At 61.9% G+C, this 13,399-nt stretch carries 18 protein-coding genes and 1 pseudogene; 9 read left to right on the top strand and 10 right to left on the bottom strand.

Annotation, left to right across the window (positions count from 1 at the left end; all coding sequences use genetic code 11):
• Positions 1-149: 149 nt before the first annotated feature.
• From ACK59X_RS32870 to ACK59X_RS32860, 3 genes are all read left to right on the top strand, one after another.
• Positions 150-701, top strand: coding sequence for a phasin family protein (locus ACK59X_RS32870; RefSeq protein WP_409963399.1), 552 nt, complete (start codon positions 150-152; stop codon positions 699-701).
• Between the two features lie 325 nt (positions 702-1,026).
• On the top strand, positions 1,027-2,079 hold the full coding sequence (locus tag ACK59X_RS32865) for an extracellular solute-binding protein (RefSeq protein WP_409963397.1): 1,053 nt from the start codon (positions 1,027-1,029) through the stop codon (positions 2,077-2,079).
• Between the two features lie 110 nt (positions 2,080-2,189).
• Positions 2,190-2,948, top strand: coding sequence for a 3-hydroxyacyl-CoA dehydrogenase (locus ACK59X_RS32860; protein ID WP_409963395.1), 759 nt, complete (start codon positions 2,190-2,192; stop codon positions 2,946-2,948).
• Between the two features lie 67 nt (positions 2,949-3,015).
• On the opposite strand, the gene ACK59X_RS32855 is transcribed toward ACK59X_RS32860, so the two are convergent.
• Positions 3,016-3,306, bottom strand: coding sequence for a hypothetical protein (locus ACK59X_RS32855; RefSeq protein ID WP_409963393.1), 291 nt, complete (start codon positions 3,304-3,306; stop codon positions 3,016-3,018).
• Between the two features lie 21 nt (positions 3,307-3,327).
• Positions 3,328-3,909: an N-acetyltransferase family protein gene (locus ACK59X_RS32850; RefSeq protein ID WP_409963391.1), complete on the bottom strand. Its 582-nt coding sequence runs from the start codon at positions 3,907-3,909 to the stop codon at positions 3,328-3,330.
• Between the two features lie 74 nt (positions 3,910-3,983).
• Between ACK59X_RS32850 and ACK59X_RS32845 the strand changes: the two genes are divergently transcribed.
• A complete protein-coding gene (locus tag ACK59X_RS32845) occupies positions 3,984-4,895 on the top strand; it encodes a LysR family transcriptional regulator (RefSeq protein WP_409963389.1) in 912 nt (303 codons plus the stop codon).
• 19 nt (positions 4,896-4,914) lie between these two features.
• Here ACK59X_RS32845 and ACK59X_RS32840 read toward each other — a convergent pair whose 3' ends face one another.
• The 3 genes from ACK59X_RS32840 to ACK59X_RS32830 form a co-directional block, all read right to left on the bottom strand.
• On the bottom strand, positions 4,915-5,472 hold the full coding sequence (locus ACK59X_RS32840) for a hypothetical protein (RefSeq protein ID WP_409963387.1): 558 nt from the start codon (positions 5,470-5,472) through the stop codon (positions 4,915-4,917).
• Between the two features lie 183 nt (positions 5,473-5,655).
• Positions 5,656-5,973, bottom strand: a complete 318-nt coding sequence (locus tag ACK59X_RS32835) for a hypothetical protein (RefSeq protein ID WP_409963385.1) — start codon at positions 5,971-5,973, stop codon at positions 5,656-5,658.
• Positions 5,974-6,098: 125 nt separating this feature from the next.
• Positions 6,099-6,416 (bottom strand): ArsR/SmtB family transcription factor, encoded by a 318-nt coding sequence (locus ACK59X_RS32830; RefSeq protein ID WP_409963383.1) that lies wholly within the window; start codon positions 6,414-6,416, stop codon positions 6,099-6,101.
• 290 nt (positions 6,417-6,706) lie between these two features.
• Here ACK59X_RS32830 and ACK59X_RS32825 point away from each other — a divergent pair, with 290 nt between their 5' ends.
• Positions 6,707-7,678 (top strand): zinc-dependent alcohol dehydrogenase family protein, encoded by a 972-nt coding sequence (locus tag ACK59X_RS32825; protein WP_409963381.1) that lies wholly within the window; start codon positions 6,707-6,709, stop codon positions 7,676-7,678.
• Positions 7,679-7,773: 95 nt separating this feature from the next.
• Entirely contained in the window at positions 7,774-8,160 is a 387-nt protein-coding gene (locus ACK59X_RS32820; protein ID WP_409963379.1) for a nuclear transport factor 2 family protein, read from the top strand.
• On the opposite strand, the gene ACK59X_RS32815 is transcribed toward ACK59X_RS32820, so the two are convergent.
• From ACK59X_RS32815 to ACK59X_RS32800, 4 genes and pseudogenes are all read right to left on the bottom strand, one after another.
• The gene (locus ACK59X_RS32815) at positions 8,150-8,356 is read right to left on the bottom strand and encodes an IS1096 element passenger TnpR family protein (RefSeq protein WP_409963377.1); all 207 of its coding nucleotides are present in this window, start codon (positions 8,354-8,356) and stop codon (positions 8,150-8,152) included. The two genes, ACK59X_RS32820 and ACK59X_RS32815, sit on opposite strands and share 11 nt — an antisense overlap.
• A gap of 80 nt (positions 8,357-8,436) precedes the next feature.
• Positions 8,437-8,649, bottom strand: a pseudogene (locus ACK59X_RS32810) (plasmid pRiA4b ORF-3 family protein); the annotation flags it as partial.
• A gap of 279 nt (positions 8,650-8,928) precedes the next feature.
• The gene (locus ACK59X_RS32805; RefSeq protein WP_409963375.1) at positions 8,929-9,288 is read right to left on the bottom strand and encodes a hypothetical protein; all 360 of its coding nucleotides are present in this window, start codon (positions 9,286-9,288) and stop codon (positions 8,929-8,931) included.
• Positions 9,239-9,958: an SOS response-associated peptidase gene (locus tag ACK59X_RS32800; protein WP_409963373.1), complete on the bottom strand. Its 720-nt coding sequence runs from the start codon at positions 9,956-9,958 to the stop codon at positions 9,239-9,241. The genes ACK59X_RS32805 and ACK59X_RS32800 overlap by 50 nt, the downstream gene beginning before the upstream one ends.
• Positions 9,959-10,005: 47 nt before the next feature.
• Between ACK59X_RS32800 and ACK59X_RS32795 the strand changes: the two genes are divergently transcribed.
• The 3 genes from ACK59X_RS32795 to ACK59X_RS32785 all read left to right on the top strand — a co-directional run bounded on the left by ACK59X_RS32795 (position 10,006) and on the right by ACK59X_RS32785 (position 12,284).
• Entirely contained in the window at positions 10,006-10,281 is a 276-nt protein-coding gene (locus ACK59X_RS32795; protein WP_409963371.1) for a hypothetical protein, read from the top strand.
• A gap of 37 nt (positions 10,282-10,318) precedes the next feature.
• Positions 10,319-10,513 (top strand): hypothetical protein, encoded by a 195-nt coding sequence (locus tag ACK59X_RS32790; RefSeq protein WP_409963369.1) that lies wholly within the window; start codon positions 10,319-10,321, stop codon positions 10,511-10,513.
• A gap of 127 nt (positions 10,514-10,640) precedes the next feature.
• The gene (locus tag ACK59X_RS32785; RefSeq protein ID WP_409963367.1) at positions 10,641-12,284 is read left to right on the top strand and encodes an ATP-dependent nuclease; all 1,644 of its coding nucleotides are present in this window, start codon (positions 10,641-10,643) and stop codon (positions 12,282-12,284) included.
• A gap of 41 nt (positions 12,285-12,325) precedes the next feature.
• Here ACK59X_RS32785 and ACK59X_RS32780 read toward each other — a convergent pair.
• A partial coding sequence (locus tag ACK59X_RS32780; RefSeq protein WP_409963365.1) for an IS481 family transposase occupies positions 12,326-13,399 on the bottom strand: 1,074 nt, incomplete at its 5' end.

The following is a 13,399-nucleotide window of genomic DNA, read 5'->3' as shown; positions in this document are numbered from 1 at the left end:
CATCGCAACAAAAAGCACTTGCAATCGTGGGCAAAGCCCCTAAAATTCAACCCATGCTGCACTGCAACATGACTCACGAAGTCAACGACAGCGCAGATTCTCTGTAAACCACCTCGGCCCGCTGGGCCTCCATTCTCAGGAGATATGACATGTCGCTGACCGCTGAACAAGTTCTGGCATCCCACAAGGCCAACCTCGAAACCCTGTTTGGTCTGACCACCAAGGCGTTCGAAGGCGTGGAAAAGCTGGTCGAACTGAACGTGACCGCCTCGCGCGCTGCCCTGGCTGAAGCCGCCAACCACACCCAGGCCGTCCTGGGCGTGAAGGACGCACAAGAACTGCTGGCCCTGCAAGCCGGCCTGTTCCAGCCCCTGGCCGAGAAGACCGCCGCCTACAGCCGCCACCTGTACGACATCTCGTCGGGCACCGCTGCCGAATTCGGCAAGGCTTTCGAAGCCCAGGCCGCTGACGCACAGCGCGGCTTCACCAACCTGGTCGACAGCGCCGCCAAGAACGCCCCCGCCGGATCCGAAACCGCCGTGGCCGTGATGAAGAGCGCCGTCTCTGCCGCCAACAACGCTTTCGAGTCGGTGCAAAAGGCCGTCAAGCAAGCCTCCGACGTGGCCGAAGCCAACTTCAACGCCGTTGCCAGCACCGCTGCCAACGCCGCCAAGTCGGCTGCTCCCCGCAAGCGCGGCTGATCCGCTGCCAATCGCGTCTGGAGTGCAGACTCTAGGCGAAACGCAGGGATTACCCTGATAATTCAACCCATGGCGCCGAGACGCAGCAAATGAAGGTTCGGCGCCCCCAGTTGTCTCCTTGGATCCTCTCGAAACCCCCGTTTCCTGGATCCAATTCAAAGCCCGGTACACCACCGGGCTTTTTTTTGCCCGCAACGCTCCCGCCCTGGGCAGCGGTTGCGGGTGCCCCCGGGCCATGTCCATTCGCGCCCTTGGGTTTATTAAGAATAATTCGCGTTTGTCCTATCATCGCGCGGTTGTTTGTTACACCCGAAAGACGCACTCCATGTCCAAGACCGTGAAAGCCCTGCTGACCGCCTGCGCGCTGGCCGCTGCCGCTGGCGCCGTATCCGCCCAGGAGCAGGTGGTGAACCTGTACTCGGCGCGCCACTACGCCACGGACGAAGCGCTGTACACCGGCTTCACCAAGGCCACGGGCATCAAGGTCAACCGCGTGGACGCCGACGACGCCGGCATCCTGGCGCGCCTGAAGGCCGAAGGCACGGCATCGCCTGCCGACGTGATCCTGCTGGTGGACGCTGCCCGCCTGTACAAGGGCGAGGTCGATGGCCTGTTCCAGCCCATCCAGTCCAAGGTGCTGACCGATGCGATTCCCGCCAACCTGCGCAGCAAGCCCGAAGCCGACGGCGGCATCGCCTGGTTCGGCCTGTCCACCCGCGCCCGCGTGATCGTCTACAACAAGGCCAAGGTGCAAAAGGACGACGTGGACACCTACGAAGAGCTGGGCGACGCCAAGAACAAGGGCAAGCTGTGCATCCGTTCGGGCTCGCACCCCTACAACCTGAGCCTGTTCGGCGCCGTGACCGAGCACATGGGCGAGCAGAAGGCCGAGGCCTGGCTCAAGGGCATGGTGGGCAACCTGGCGCGCCCGCCCAAGGGTGGCGACACCGACCAGATCAAGGCAGTGGCCTCGGGTGAGTGCGACATCGCCGTCACCAACAGCTACTACCTGGCGCGCATGATGCGCTCGGGCAAGGCCGAAGACGCCGCCGTGGTCGAGAAGGTGGGCGTGGTGTTCCCGAACCAGCAAAGCTGGGGCACGCACCTGAACATCGCTGGCGGCGCGGTCGCCAAGAATGCCAAGAACAAGGCCAACGCCATCAAGTTCCTGGAATACCTGGCCAGCGCCGACGCGCAGAACTACTTTGCCAACGGCAACAACGAGTGGCCCGCAGCCAAAGGCCTGAACATCGACAACCCGGCCCTCAAGGCCATGACGGGCAACGCGCCCTTCAAGAGCGAAACCATCCCGATCAGCGCAGTGGGTGCCAACACCACCAAGGTGCAGCAGATGCTGGACCGCGTGGGCTTCCAGTAAGCGGCCACGCAGGTCTGCGAACCATTGCAGGAAAGCCCGGTAGCGCCCGGGCTTTTTTTGCGTTCATAATTGACGTTTACGTTAACGTCAACCTCTGGAGACAGTAGATCATGGACATCAAAGGCAAGGTATTCATCGTGACAGGCGGCGCATCGGGCCTGGGCGAGGGCACGGCGCGCATGCTGGCGGCCCAGGGCGGTACCGTGGTCATCGCCGACATGCAGGCCGACAAGGGCGAGGCCGTGGCCAAGGACATCGGCGGCGCCTTCGTCAAGTGCGACGTGAGCAACGAGGCCGACGGCCAGGCCGTGGTGGCCAAGGCCGTGTCGCTGGGCAAGCTGGTGGGCCTGGTGAACTGCGCGGGCATTGCCCCGGCGGAAAAGACCGTGGGCAAGAACGGCGCGCACGCCCTGGCCGTGTTCAGCAAGACCATCACGGTGAACCTGATCGGCAGCTTCAACATGATCCGCCTGGCCGCCGAGGCCATGGGCAAGAACGAACCCGAAGCCACGGGCGAGCGCGGCGTGCTGATCTCCACCGCCAGCGTCGCCGCCTACGACGGCCAGATCGGCCAGGCCGCCTACGCCGCATCCAAGGGCGGCGTGGTCGGCATGACCCTGCCCATCGCGCGCGACCTGGCACGCAACGGCATCCGCAACATGACCATCGCGCCCGGCATCTTCGGCACGCCCATGCTGTTCGGCATGCCCCAGGAAGTGCAGGACGCGCTGGCCGCCGGCGTGCCCTTCCCCAGCCGCCTGGGTACGCCGCAGGACTATGCCAAGCTGGTCAAGCACATCCTGGAAAACGACATGCTCAATGGCGAGGTGATTCGCCTCGACGGCGCGATCCGTCTCGCGCCGAAGTGATCCCCGCGCCGCATGGCGGCGCCTTGAAGCAACCACAACGCCCCGGCCCGTGCCCGGGCGTTGTCGTTTACAGAACCCGTGGCCCGAAGCGCAACCGCAGCGCCAGCGACGCCGCAAACACCAGCGCTGCCACCACGACCGACAGCCACAGCGCCGCCGCAGCGCCATACGCATCCATGATGGCCGCATAGACCACCGGCGCGCAGGCCGACAGCAGAAATCCGGGCGCCACCAGCCGCCCGACAAAAGCGCCATAGGTGCGGTGGTCGAACAGCACCAGCGGCAAGGTGCCGCGCGTGATGGTGAGCAGCCCGTTGCCCGCGCCGTACAGCAGCGTAAATACGAGAGCAGCCGCCACGGCCTGCAACAGGCGCGCCCATCACGCGGCGGGCATGGGCAACGCGCCATCACCCACGCCCAGGGGCCGCTGCATCAGCACCGTATCGAGCCACTGCCCGTGCTTGAAGCCTACGGAGCGCAGCGCACCGATGCGCGTGAAGCCCAAGCGGGTGTGAAGGGCGATGGAGCCCCGGTTGCCATCGCCCTGGCCTATGGTGGCCATCATCTGGCGCCAGGGCCCGGCCTCGCAGCGGGCAATCACCGCCGACAGCAGCGCCGCGCCAATGCCCCGCCCCGCCATGCCCTGGGCCACGTAGACCGAATCCTCCACCGTATGCCGGTAGGCCGAGCGCGGCCGGTACAGCGTTGCATAGGCATAGCCCGCCACAGCGCCATCGATCTCGGCCACCAGGTAGGGCAGGCCGGCGGCGCGCACCGTGGCCAGGCGCGTGCGCAGCTCGTCCACACCGGGCGGCACCTCCTCGAACGAGGCCAGGCCATGCAGCACATGGCGGGCATAGATGGCCTGGATGGCGGGCAGGTCGGTATCGGCCGCATCGCGCACCTGCGGTGATACGGTAGATGGCAACGGTGGGGAAAGAGGTGCTGTGGACAAATGCATGGCGGCAGTGTGGCGCGTTGCCCTGCATAAAAGAAGCTTTCTCAACTTATGCAAAGTATGAGAAATTCTTTGGCATGGAACGCATCAACCTCGACCAGTTGCACGGCTTTGCCGCCGCCATCGAACTGGGCAGCTTTTCCGCCGCCGCCCAGCGCCTGGACCTGACCCAACCCGCCGTGAGCCTGCAGGTACGCCAGCTCGAAAAGCGCCTGGGCACGCCGCTGGTGGAGCGCGTGGGCCGCGTGCTGCGCCCCACGGCTGCGGGCGCAGAACTGCTGGTGCACGTGGCCCGCATCGATGCCGCCGTGGCCGATGCGCTGCACGCCGTGGCCCACCATGCCAGCGGCGCGGCAGGCAGGGTGCGCCTGGGTACCGGCGCCACGGCCTGCATCTTTTTGCTACCACCGGTGCTGGGTGCGCTGCGCCAGCGCTTTGCGGGCCTGGAGATCACCGTGCGCACCGGCAATACCGCCGACATCGTGCAGGCCGTGGAAGACAACACCCTGGACCTGGGCCTGGTCACCTTGCCCGCCAGCGGCCGCATGCTCGACGTGACCCCCGTGCTGCAGGACGCCTTTGTCGCCATCGCGCCCAAGGGCACCGCGCTGCCCAAGAAGGTGACCGCTGCCGACCTGGCCCGCCACCCGGTGCTGCTGTTCGAGCCCGGCGGCCAGACCCGCCGCATCGCCGACACCTGGTTCGCCCAGGCCGACGTGGCCCTGCAACCCGCCATGTCGCTGGGCAGCGTGGAGGCCATCAAGGAACTGGTCGCCGCCGGCCTGGGCTGCGCCGTGCTGCCGGGGATGGCCGTGCAGGGCACGCATGGCAGCGCCGTGGAAGTGCGCCCGCTGTCGCCGCCCCTGGCCCGCACCCTGGCCGTGGTGGTGCGCAAGGACAAGCGGCTGCACCGGGGGCTGCGGGAGACGGTGGCAGCGCTGCAGGCGTTGGGGACGCCCCCAAAACCTGCGCGCAGCAAGGCCCGCTAAGTAGCAAGCGGCCTGTTCGTCAAGGAAAGCCGCGCAGGCTGCGGTCCTTCCTGGCCTGCTCCAGCCTGCGCTGGCGCCCCTCTTTGTCCACCGCATCCACCTCCTCGTCCAGCAGCATCTGCCAGTCGTAGCCGACCCGCGTCTCGCGCGCCATGGTCAAGCCAATCTGTACCGTGTACGGGTTGTTGGGATTCTGCCGGTCCGGCGAAAAAACCTGGATGCTCAGCTGGTAGTTGCCGCAGCGCATGTCCAGCACGGTGCCGCCAAAGCCATCGCGCTCACGCACGCACTGCTCGCGGTAGAGCGTGGGCAGCAGGTCCTTGTACTTGTCGGCCAGGGTGAAGGCGGCCGTGCGTTCCGGCAGGCTCTTGCTCGCGTAGATGTTGCCGATGGTGTACGTCTTGGGCGTGGCGAGCAGTTCGAGCTTTTCGAACTCCGGCGGGATCTCGGGCTTGTCGACGATGATGATGGCCCGCCCCTGGCTCCAGTAACCCAGGGTGCTCGGCGACGTCACGACGCGAGTGCCCAGGCGGTGGCCGAACAGATCACCGTCGGTGATGCCTGCGGATGCGTTCATGCCAAGGACGCTACAGGCAACGAAGGCGCAAGCCCGCCCTGCGGCCTGCCATCTACTACCTCCAGGTCCTCTGTAGGTCATGAAAGTGCTCCTTCCTGAGCATTACCGGTTCAAATCGTACTGGGTTGCAGCGTGCACAGCAGAGATTACTTGGGGCTGGAGAGACGCCCCACGCCCAACGACCTAAGTTTCGTCCGCCATGTCGTCGTCGTCCGGGTCGGGTGGCGTGCGCTGGATGACCCACGGCTCGTTCACCGCAGATCTCGACGCGTGGAACCCCGGTTCCATGCCGGCGAGTTCGACCACGGCGGGATCGATTTCCAGCACATGGCTGAGGCCGGCAAGGACAACGTCTTCCAATTCTTCGCTGACGCCATCCAGGAACTGCCATCCGTGGTCGTCTTCATCGTGGGAGACATGCAGGATCGGCCGGCTTCTGTCCAGCACACTTTTCGAGAATACCGTCGCGCAGTTTCGCGGTTGATCGAAAGGCCACGTCATCAATCAGGTGCCTGTTTCCATTGAATTGCGTCACGATCTTAGAACCTGTTGAAGATCTTTTTGCAGCCGCGTTGGAGTGCAATCGGGATGAGTGGATGCTTTGCGTGCGCCGCATGGGCTCGTGCTCACAACTCAGCCTTCAGCCGGGCCACCACCGCCTTGATCGCGCTCTCATTGCGCTTGTAGTACGACCACTTGCCGCTGCGCTTGACGCTGACCAGACCCACGCGCGCAAGGTCCGCCAGGTACTTGGACGTGGTGGAAAAAGCCAGGCCCTGGCCCGCCTGGATGGACGACACGCACACCCCATCGAGCACCGGATCGCCCTCGTCCTGCGGCGGGAAGGCGGTGCGCGGCGACTTGAGCTTGCGCAGGATGTCCATGCGCTGCTCGTTGGCCAGCACATCCAGGATCTGTATGAGGGGTAGCTGCTCTTCGTTCATCGCTCGGCTTTGTGTTCATGGACTCTAGCAGTTTGCCGAGGCCACGGCACCGCTGCGGGTTCTGAGCCGGGCCGCCTGCGGCTGCCCCATTACCAGAGACGACGCCGACCGCGCGCCCTGTGGACGTGGAGCCCCTGGATCTATTGAGGGCAATTTTTTCACAACGTCATTTCGCAAAACATCGATACGACAATACACCCTGCACGTTGTCGTTGAAGTCGTTCAGGCGCTCACCAGCGTGCAGCAGATGGCACCGGTTCAACCCCAATCCCTCACCGAAAGGAAATGACATGAAAGCAATCGTTCTCAAAAAATTTGGCGGCCCCGACAGCTTCGAGCTGCAGGAGGTACCAGTACCCGAAGTGGGTGCCGGCGAACTGCTGGTGCGCGTGGTCGCCACGGCCATCAACCCGCTGGACTACCAGATCCGCCGGGGCGACTACCCCGAGTCCGTGCCCCTGCCCGCCATCATCGGCCACGATGTCTCGGGCGTGGTCGAACAGGTAGGCCCTGGGGTGACCACCTTCGCCGTGGGCGACGAGGTGTTCTACACCCCCAAGATCTTTGGCCCCAAAGGTGGCTCGTATGCCGAGTACAACGTGGTGCCGGAAGCCCTGGTGACCCACAAGCCCGCCAACCTGTCGCACGAAGAAGCCGCATCCACCACCCTCGTCGGCGGCACCGCCTGGGAGGCCCTTGTCACGCGCGCCAGGTTGCACCCGGCCGAGTCGGTGCTGATCCACGGCGGCGCCGGCGGCGTGGGCTCCATCGCCATCCAGCTGGCCAAGTCGATGGGCGCCACCGTGTACACGACCGCCAGGGGCCGTGACCTGGACTTTGTTCGCCAGCTGGGCGCAGACCATGCCATTGACTTCACCAGCCAGAACTACACCGAAGCCATCGCCGATTTGACCAAGGGCCAGGGGGTGAACGTGGTGTTCGACACCATTGGCGGGCAGACGCTGAGCCAGTCGCCCCACGTGCTCAGCGACGCAGGCCGCGTGGTGTCCATCGTCGACCTGGCCACGCCGCAGAACCTGGTCGCGGCATGGGGTGTGAACGCCGAGTACCACTTCGTCTTCACCCGCCAGAACCGCGGCAAGCTGCAGGCCCTCAAGACCCTGCTGGAAAGCGAACGCGTGCGCCCCGTCATCGGCGCCCGCTTCTCGCTGGCCCAGATTCCAGAGGCCCACACCGCGCTGGAGCGCGGAGAGGTCGATGGCCAGCCCATCCGCGGGAAGGTGGTGATCTCGGTCTCCTGACCGAGCGAAGCACCCTGGCGGCTCACCCCCGCCAGGACTTCGCTCCATCCATTCAAGCCCACAACGCACTGACACCACCAGGAAGCACCCACCCCATGCCGACCACCGAACAGATCCTTGCCAGCCACGAGGCCGCCCTGGCCGAGCAGAATGCCTTCAAGGTATCCACCCACTACGCGAAAGATGCCGTGGCCATCGTCAATGGCACCACCTACCGAGGCCGCCCGGAGATTGCTTCGATGTATGCCAAATTGATCGACGAATTGCCCGATGCCGTGTGGCGCACCGATGTGGCCGTGGTCCACGGCGACCTGGCCTATGTGGAATGGGCGTGCGAGTCCTCCGCCGCGTCGAGGGTGGACGCAGGAACGGACACCTTCATCGTGGTCGATGGATTCATCACGCGGCAGACTGCGCGCTTCGCGGTGATCGCAAACGATGGGTTGGCGATGAAACAGAGGAACCCGGCAGTCACTTCGTGATGGTGCGCAGCCGGTGGATGGCCTTGTTCGCCTCGTTCAGGCTGAAGCCGCACGGATCGAACGGGCCGCCCCACCACCCGAACATGTCGCCATGCTCCGGATGAGAGGGGCTGGCCATCGCCTCCACAAAGTCCATGTAGCCCAGTGGACCACCGACATCCTCTGGCGGACAGGCATTCTGCCCGCCGATGCACATCGGCCAGGTGTGCGGCCTTCGACGGCCGGTAGTCGCTTCTCGACCTTGACCGCGTGTTCCCAGCCATCGCCGAAATCGTAGGTGTAGGTGAAGCGCTGCGTTGCCTGCCCCAGCACCTCGCCCACGGTATGGCGGCGCTCGTCGAGCACATCCACCTCCGGAAAATCCGGGTCCGGCTCGCCGTAGCGCTGGCCGCCAATCGAAAAGTCGTGCAGGTGCGCCTCGTCCCAGCCCATCGCAGCCTGGATGACGTGGTGAAGCTTGGGCAATGACAGCGTTCCAGGTACCAGCACCGTACGGTGGATGGCCGGGGCGATGCCCTGCAGCTCGATGCGCAGTTGGTAGATGATGAGCTCTCGGCTGGACGGCGCGGTGGCTTCTTGGCTGGGGTCTTGGTGGGGGTGCCGGGCTTAGGGGTCATGGGCGTGAGCGTACCAGCGCGGGGGCCCGGCCAATGCAACAGCCATCGCCCACCCGACGACTCGATCACCTGACGCACTTTATCGGGAGAAGTCTTGAAGTCCACTCGACGATCTGACGACTCGACGACGACGCATCGACGGGAAGACGGATCACATCGAGAGCGCAAAGGGGCCGCATGCAGGATGCCATTCAGGCAGGTGCTGCGGCACACCAACCTCGTCCATTCCGATATCGAACACCCCGTCATCGAAGCTCACCCCGCATACCTGCATGGCCGCTTGATGGGCCGCGTGGAAGGCGTCGAATCGCTTGCCGTCCACGTCCGCAAAGTTGTGGTCATCGGGGCAGCCCATGTCGTCCCAGCACTCCATTTCAAAGCGCGCGTCCATGGCCTGCTCAAGGGTCACGCCAAGGCGCTCCAGCGTGGCCATGGCCGCTACCTTCGCACGCTCCAATGTCTCAGGCGAACAGCTGAGGTGTGGTGCGTAGATGCTGATGGTGTGTGTCATGGTGGGGCTCTCCTTTCAGGTGTTCGGCTGCGGGTGGTGTAAGCAGTCGCTGTGCTTGCTGGGCCGTTCCGAATAGCCATGCACCAATGTCGCGGGCCTCGATGGAAATCACGCTGCGCTTGTCCTGGGGGATCAATGGCCGTCGGGTCGTCGGGTCGAACTTGGGTTTGTGCATGCGGCACATCACCGGGTGGTCATCCGCATTGACCGTGAGCATGGTGTAGCTCTCGAAGGCCTCACCCGTCAGGGGATCAGCCCAGGTGTTCCATAGGCCCGCCAGCGCCCACGGCCGACCATCTGCTCGGTGGAAGCGCCACCACTCATTGGCCCCGGATTCCCAGCACGGCTCATCGAAGCTCACAGCAGGTATCAGGCACCTCTGCCCGCTCAGCCAGGGATGGCGGTAGCTCGGCTTGCTCAGCAGTTCCTCTGACTTGGCGTTGCTGGTGGAGAAGGCCACGTGGGGTGTCGTGGAGAAGGCCGGGATGAGCCCCCATTGCCCAATGACCAGCTCCACGGGCCTGGCGCTACCCGGTGGGGATCTCCGAAAGAACGGGCCCAGGTATTGGGGGTGCAGCACTTCCTCCCACCAGCGATAGGGGTTGCGGTTGCCTATGTGCCAGTCGCGCTCGATGTCGCGCTCGTGGGGAGGGATGTACCGAGTGCACATGCACAATACTGTACATAAAACCAGTATTTTGAGCTACAGTCACCCCCATGCGGGTCAAGGTCATGTTGGTACGGGAAGAAGGTCAGCTGAATGTGCCCGTGAGGCGCAGGGGGTACGGCGACCTCTGGCTTAAGCACGAGAAGTCGGTCGGCGAGGACAAGACCTATGAGGTGCTGGAGGCCCTGGGATCGGGCTTCCCCAAGCTCTATGAGCCCCGGGTGACCTACATCACGGCCGGGATGATCCGCTTTATTGGGTATGAGCGAGTAGACAAGGTGTGGTACATGCAGGAGTGGTACTGTGAAATCGACGGATCCAAATAGGCTGCTGTGGGTCGGCGGGTCTGACGAGAACATCCCCATGGGCCACCCTACCCTGCTCCGTGTGCCGCTCGGTAATGGCCAGCTGGGTGACCGGGTGCTACCGCTGCCGCTGGATCACTACGAGGTGCTGCGCCACGGGGAATGGTGCACGGTGATGGTCATTGCGACCGGGGAAGTGGTGTTCCAGGGCGAGGGGCGCGCTGAGGTGGTGGTGTCGCGGGCGCCGTTTTGATGCGTTGAGTCCCATGCGTGGTGGAGATGTACAGCGGGTAATTTTTGGTTCACAGTAAAGCTCAGAGAAGCTATAGTGCATTTGGCTACGACGAAATTAATCACAATACACTCTAGAGGGGCAGTTAATGAGAATTACGTCATTTGATTTTTCCTACATCAAATCCTTTAAGAGCCTATCATTCGACATCGACAAAACATCGGTATTGATTGGTCAAAACGACCATGGAAAGTCCTCAATACTCAAAACAATCGATATAGTCCTCAATCGACTTGATGCAAACATACTTCGCCATGGCGCTCTTCACCCCGATATGGCAGAGGTGCTTTTACCTATCTTCCCTGTTCAAGCAAAAGCACGGCGGATAACCATAAATTATCGCTCCGGGACACACAAGAAGCAGCTACATATTACAGTGAGAACTGACCTCACTTTTACTGTTGTAGAGAAGATTGAACGCAGCCAAAAAACGACCAGTCAAGCAATAGAGGTGCTAGGGAAGCTTCGTGAGGCTAACAAGTTCATATTGATTCCAGCCCTGCGAGATGCTCAGTCTCCGGAGTTTCAAGAGATATTTACAAGAATGCTTAGGGAGCACGGTTTGTCCAAAATGATTCCCCAGAAAGCAGGAGGAACACCAAAGGAATATCGAGCTCTGAAGGATATTAGAGACACAGTCACAACAAGAATCAAACCTTACATTAACAAGGAATTGCTTCCACAAATTTCTGAAAAATTTGGTTTCACCCCTCAGCATAAGCTAGCACTTAAGTTTGATGTAGATGTCTCAGGCATTGGCGAATGGATTCTACAGAATCTAAAACTTGGATTTGAGCTTGATGAGGCCGGCTCTACCCTCGCCCTTTCAGAGTCAGGCTCCGGCATACAGAGTGGGGTTCTTCTCGCACTTCACCGTCTAGAGCAACAAGCCGCACAAAACCCTGACGTGCAACACATTTTAGCGATAGAAGAACCAGAAGCGTTTCTACACCCTCAGCGCCAAAAGGAACTCTTTCACGACATTAACAATGCAAAAAGCCCAAACCTCAGGGTTATCATAACCACCCACAGCCCTTATATTGTTTCAGAGACTAAATTCACCGAACTCGGCTTGGTACGTAAGGAAGGAACTCATTCGGCGCTGCATGTGGCGGAGTGCAAGTCACCACAAGAAGAAGAAATGTTTAATGCTTACAGCGACGAATTTAATGCATCGATTTTCTTCGCTGAAAAAGTGATTTTCGTAGAAGGTGAATCCGATCTTCGAGTCATCAAAAGCCTTCTGGAAAAGCATTTGGGATCAAAATCACACAGAATCTCTATAGTGTCAGCCGCGGGAAATCAGAATTTCTCCCCATTCCTGAGAATGATAAAAGCATGGGGAGCAGCAAAGATACCACACCTTGTAGTCACAGATTTTGACTCCCTAATAAAAGATTCTGACAGAGCCATACTGGTGGGAGCAAAAGCAGCCGGCTACAACCTCCCTAGCGAACAATCGCTACACAACTTGGTTGATGAAGCCCTGGATAAAGGTGAGAAAGAATTCACAGCTGCAGCCCAAGCAATAGAACAACATTTAAATAGTGCAGGGCTTAACGTCTTTATCTTTACGTCAGACTTGGAGTACAGCCTGATAAACGCAAACAACAAAGACGCAGCCTCCGCAGAGATGACGAAAGTTGCTAAAGGCGTCGATTACACAAAGGGCTATGATCTGATGAGCTTGAGAAAGTCTTTGGGAAGCTGTATGGACCGGACACATGGTTGACGGGTGTGCGAACACATGGTGGACGGATTTTGCCGCACAGCTCAGTCCTGCTTCAGGTCTATCTCGCGCAGCTTGTGGTGCATGAAGTACACCCCATAGCAGCCATCCTGCGCCTTCAGGGCTCGCACAGCCACCGGCATCCCGCGCAACGCGCTGGACAGCTTGTAGCGCTTGCCCTGGAATCGCATCTCTCCCATGTCCTTGACTGTCACCACCGTATCCTCGGGCCCGTACTCGATGGCCGGCAGGTCCTGTGGGTAGCTTCGCTCGCTCATGCGATAGCGGCTTGCTGGGGTTGCCATGCCCAGTGCCTGGTGGGGCCGCTGGTGGTTGTAGATCTGGCGCCAGTGATCGAATGCCGCTTGCGCCTGCACGAGGTCCGTGAACGACTTGCCATTGAGCACTTCCGCTTTGAGCGAACGGTGAAACCGCTCCTCCTTGCCATTGGTCTGCGGGTGGTAGGGGCGGCTGAAGCTCACCCGGATACCCAGCCGTATCAGCCACAGCGCCAGCGCGCTGACCTGCCCGGGCTCGCGCGGCGATCCCCAGGGTGCTCCGTTGTCCGCATTGATGCGCACCGGCAGGCCGTAGGTGCGAAACACTTCAATGAGCTGCTCGCGCACAGTGGAGCTTTCCTGACGGGCGCAGGCGCGGATGGCCATGTTGAAGCGCGAATGATCGTCCAGCAGGGTCAGGGGATGACAGCGCCCGCCTGCAGTGTCCACATAGCCCTTGAAGTCGATCTGCCACAAGGCATTGGGGTGATCGTGCTCGAAGCGCTGCCAGGGCTGGGCTGCAGCTGAGGCTTCGGGGTTGATGAGGCCGTGGCGGTGCAAGATCGAGTTGACAGTGCTGCAAGCCAAGGTGCCCAGGCCCAGGTCCTGCAGACGCCTGGCGATCTTGCGGCCACCCCAGGCCGGGTGCTCGCGGCGCAAGGCCACGGCAGCCTGTTGCAAGGCTTCCTGCGTGGTCCCGGGGCTGTGCAACGGGCGGCGGGAGACGTCAGCCAAACCAAGGGAGCCCAGCTGAGCAAAGCGGGCCAGCCACTTGTAGCCCGTCTGGGGGCTGATGCCAAAGCGGCGACATAGCTCGCGCCGGTTGGCGCCCTCCTGGCA

This window comes from Acidovorax sp., from assembly GCF_046339755.1.
Classification (GTDB): Bacteria; Pseudomonadota; Gammaproteobacteria; order Burkholderiales; family Burkholderiaceae_C; genus Acidovorax.
The sequence above is the reverse complement of the archived record's forward strand: the minus strand, read 5'-3'. Positions and strand labels throughout refer to the sequence as shown.

Coding starts and splice junctions, on each gene's coding strand:
- ACK59X_RS32835 (WP_409963385.1), bottom strand. CDS start 5,973: ATGACGTGGCCTTTCGATCAACCGCGAAACTGCGCGACGGTATTCTCG.
- ACK59X_RS32795 (WP_409963371.1), top strand. CDS start 10,006: ATGCGGGTCAAGGTCATGTTGGTACGGGAAGAAGGTCAGCTGAATGTG.
- ACK59X_RS32785 (WP_409963367.1), top strand. CDS start 10,641: ATGAGAATTACGTCATTTGATTTTTCCTACATCAAATCCTTTAAGAGC.
- ACK59X_RS32840 (WP_409963387.1), bottom strand. CDS start 5,472: ATGAACGCATCCGCAGGCATCACCGACGGTGATCTGTTCGGCCACCGC.
- ACK59X_RS32830 (WP_409963383.1), bottom strand. CDS start 6,416: ATGAACGAAGAGCAGCTACCCCTCATACAGATCCTGGATGTGCTGGCC.
- ACK59X_RS32870 (WP_409963399.1), top strand. CDS start 150: ATGTCGCTGACCGCTGAACAAGTTCTGGCATCCCACAAGGCCAACCTC.
- ACK59X_RS32790 (WP_409963369.1), top strand. CDS start 10,319: ATGGGCCACCCTACCCTGCTCCGTGTGCCGCTCGGTAATGGCCAGCTG.
- ACK59X_RS32865 (WP_409963397.1), top strand. CDS start 1,027: ATGTCCAAGACCGTGAAAGCCCTGCTGACCGCCTGCGCGCTGGCCGCT.
- ACK59X_RS32805 (WP_409963375.1), bottom strand. CDS start 9,288: ATGACACACACCATCAGCATCTACGCACCACACCTCAGCTGTTCGCCT.
- ACK59X_RS32825 (WP_409963381.1), top strand. CDS start 6,707: ATGAAAGCAATCGTTCTCAAAAAATTTGGCGGCCCCGACAGCTTCGAG.
- ACK59X_RS32800 (WP_409963373.1), bottom strand. CDS start 9,958: ATGTGCACTCGGTACATCCCTCCCCACGAGCGCGACATCGAGCGCGAC.
- ACK59X_RS32850 (WP_409963391.1), bottom strand. CDS start 3,909: ATGCATTTGTCCACAGCACCTCTTTCCCCACCGTTGCCATCTACCGTA.
- ACK59X_RS32820 (WP_409963379.1), top strand. CDS start 7,774: ATGCCGACCACCGAACAGATCCTTGCCAGCCACGAGGCCGCCCTGGCC.
- ACK59X_RS32845 (WP_409963389.1), top strand. CDS start 3,984: ATGGAACGCATCAACCTCGACCAGTTGCACGGCTTTGCCGCCGCCATC.
- ACK59X_RS32860 (WP_409963395.1), top strand. CDS start 2,190: ATGGACATCAAAGGCAAGGTATTCATCGTGACAGGCGGCGCATCGGGC.
- ACK59X_RS32815 (WP_409963377.1), bottom strand. CDS start 8,356: ATGTGCATCGGCGGGCAGAATGCCTGTCCGCCAGAGGATGTCGGTGGT.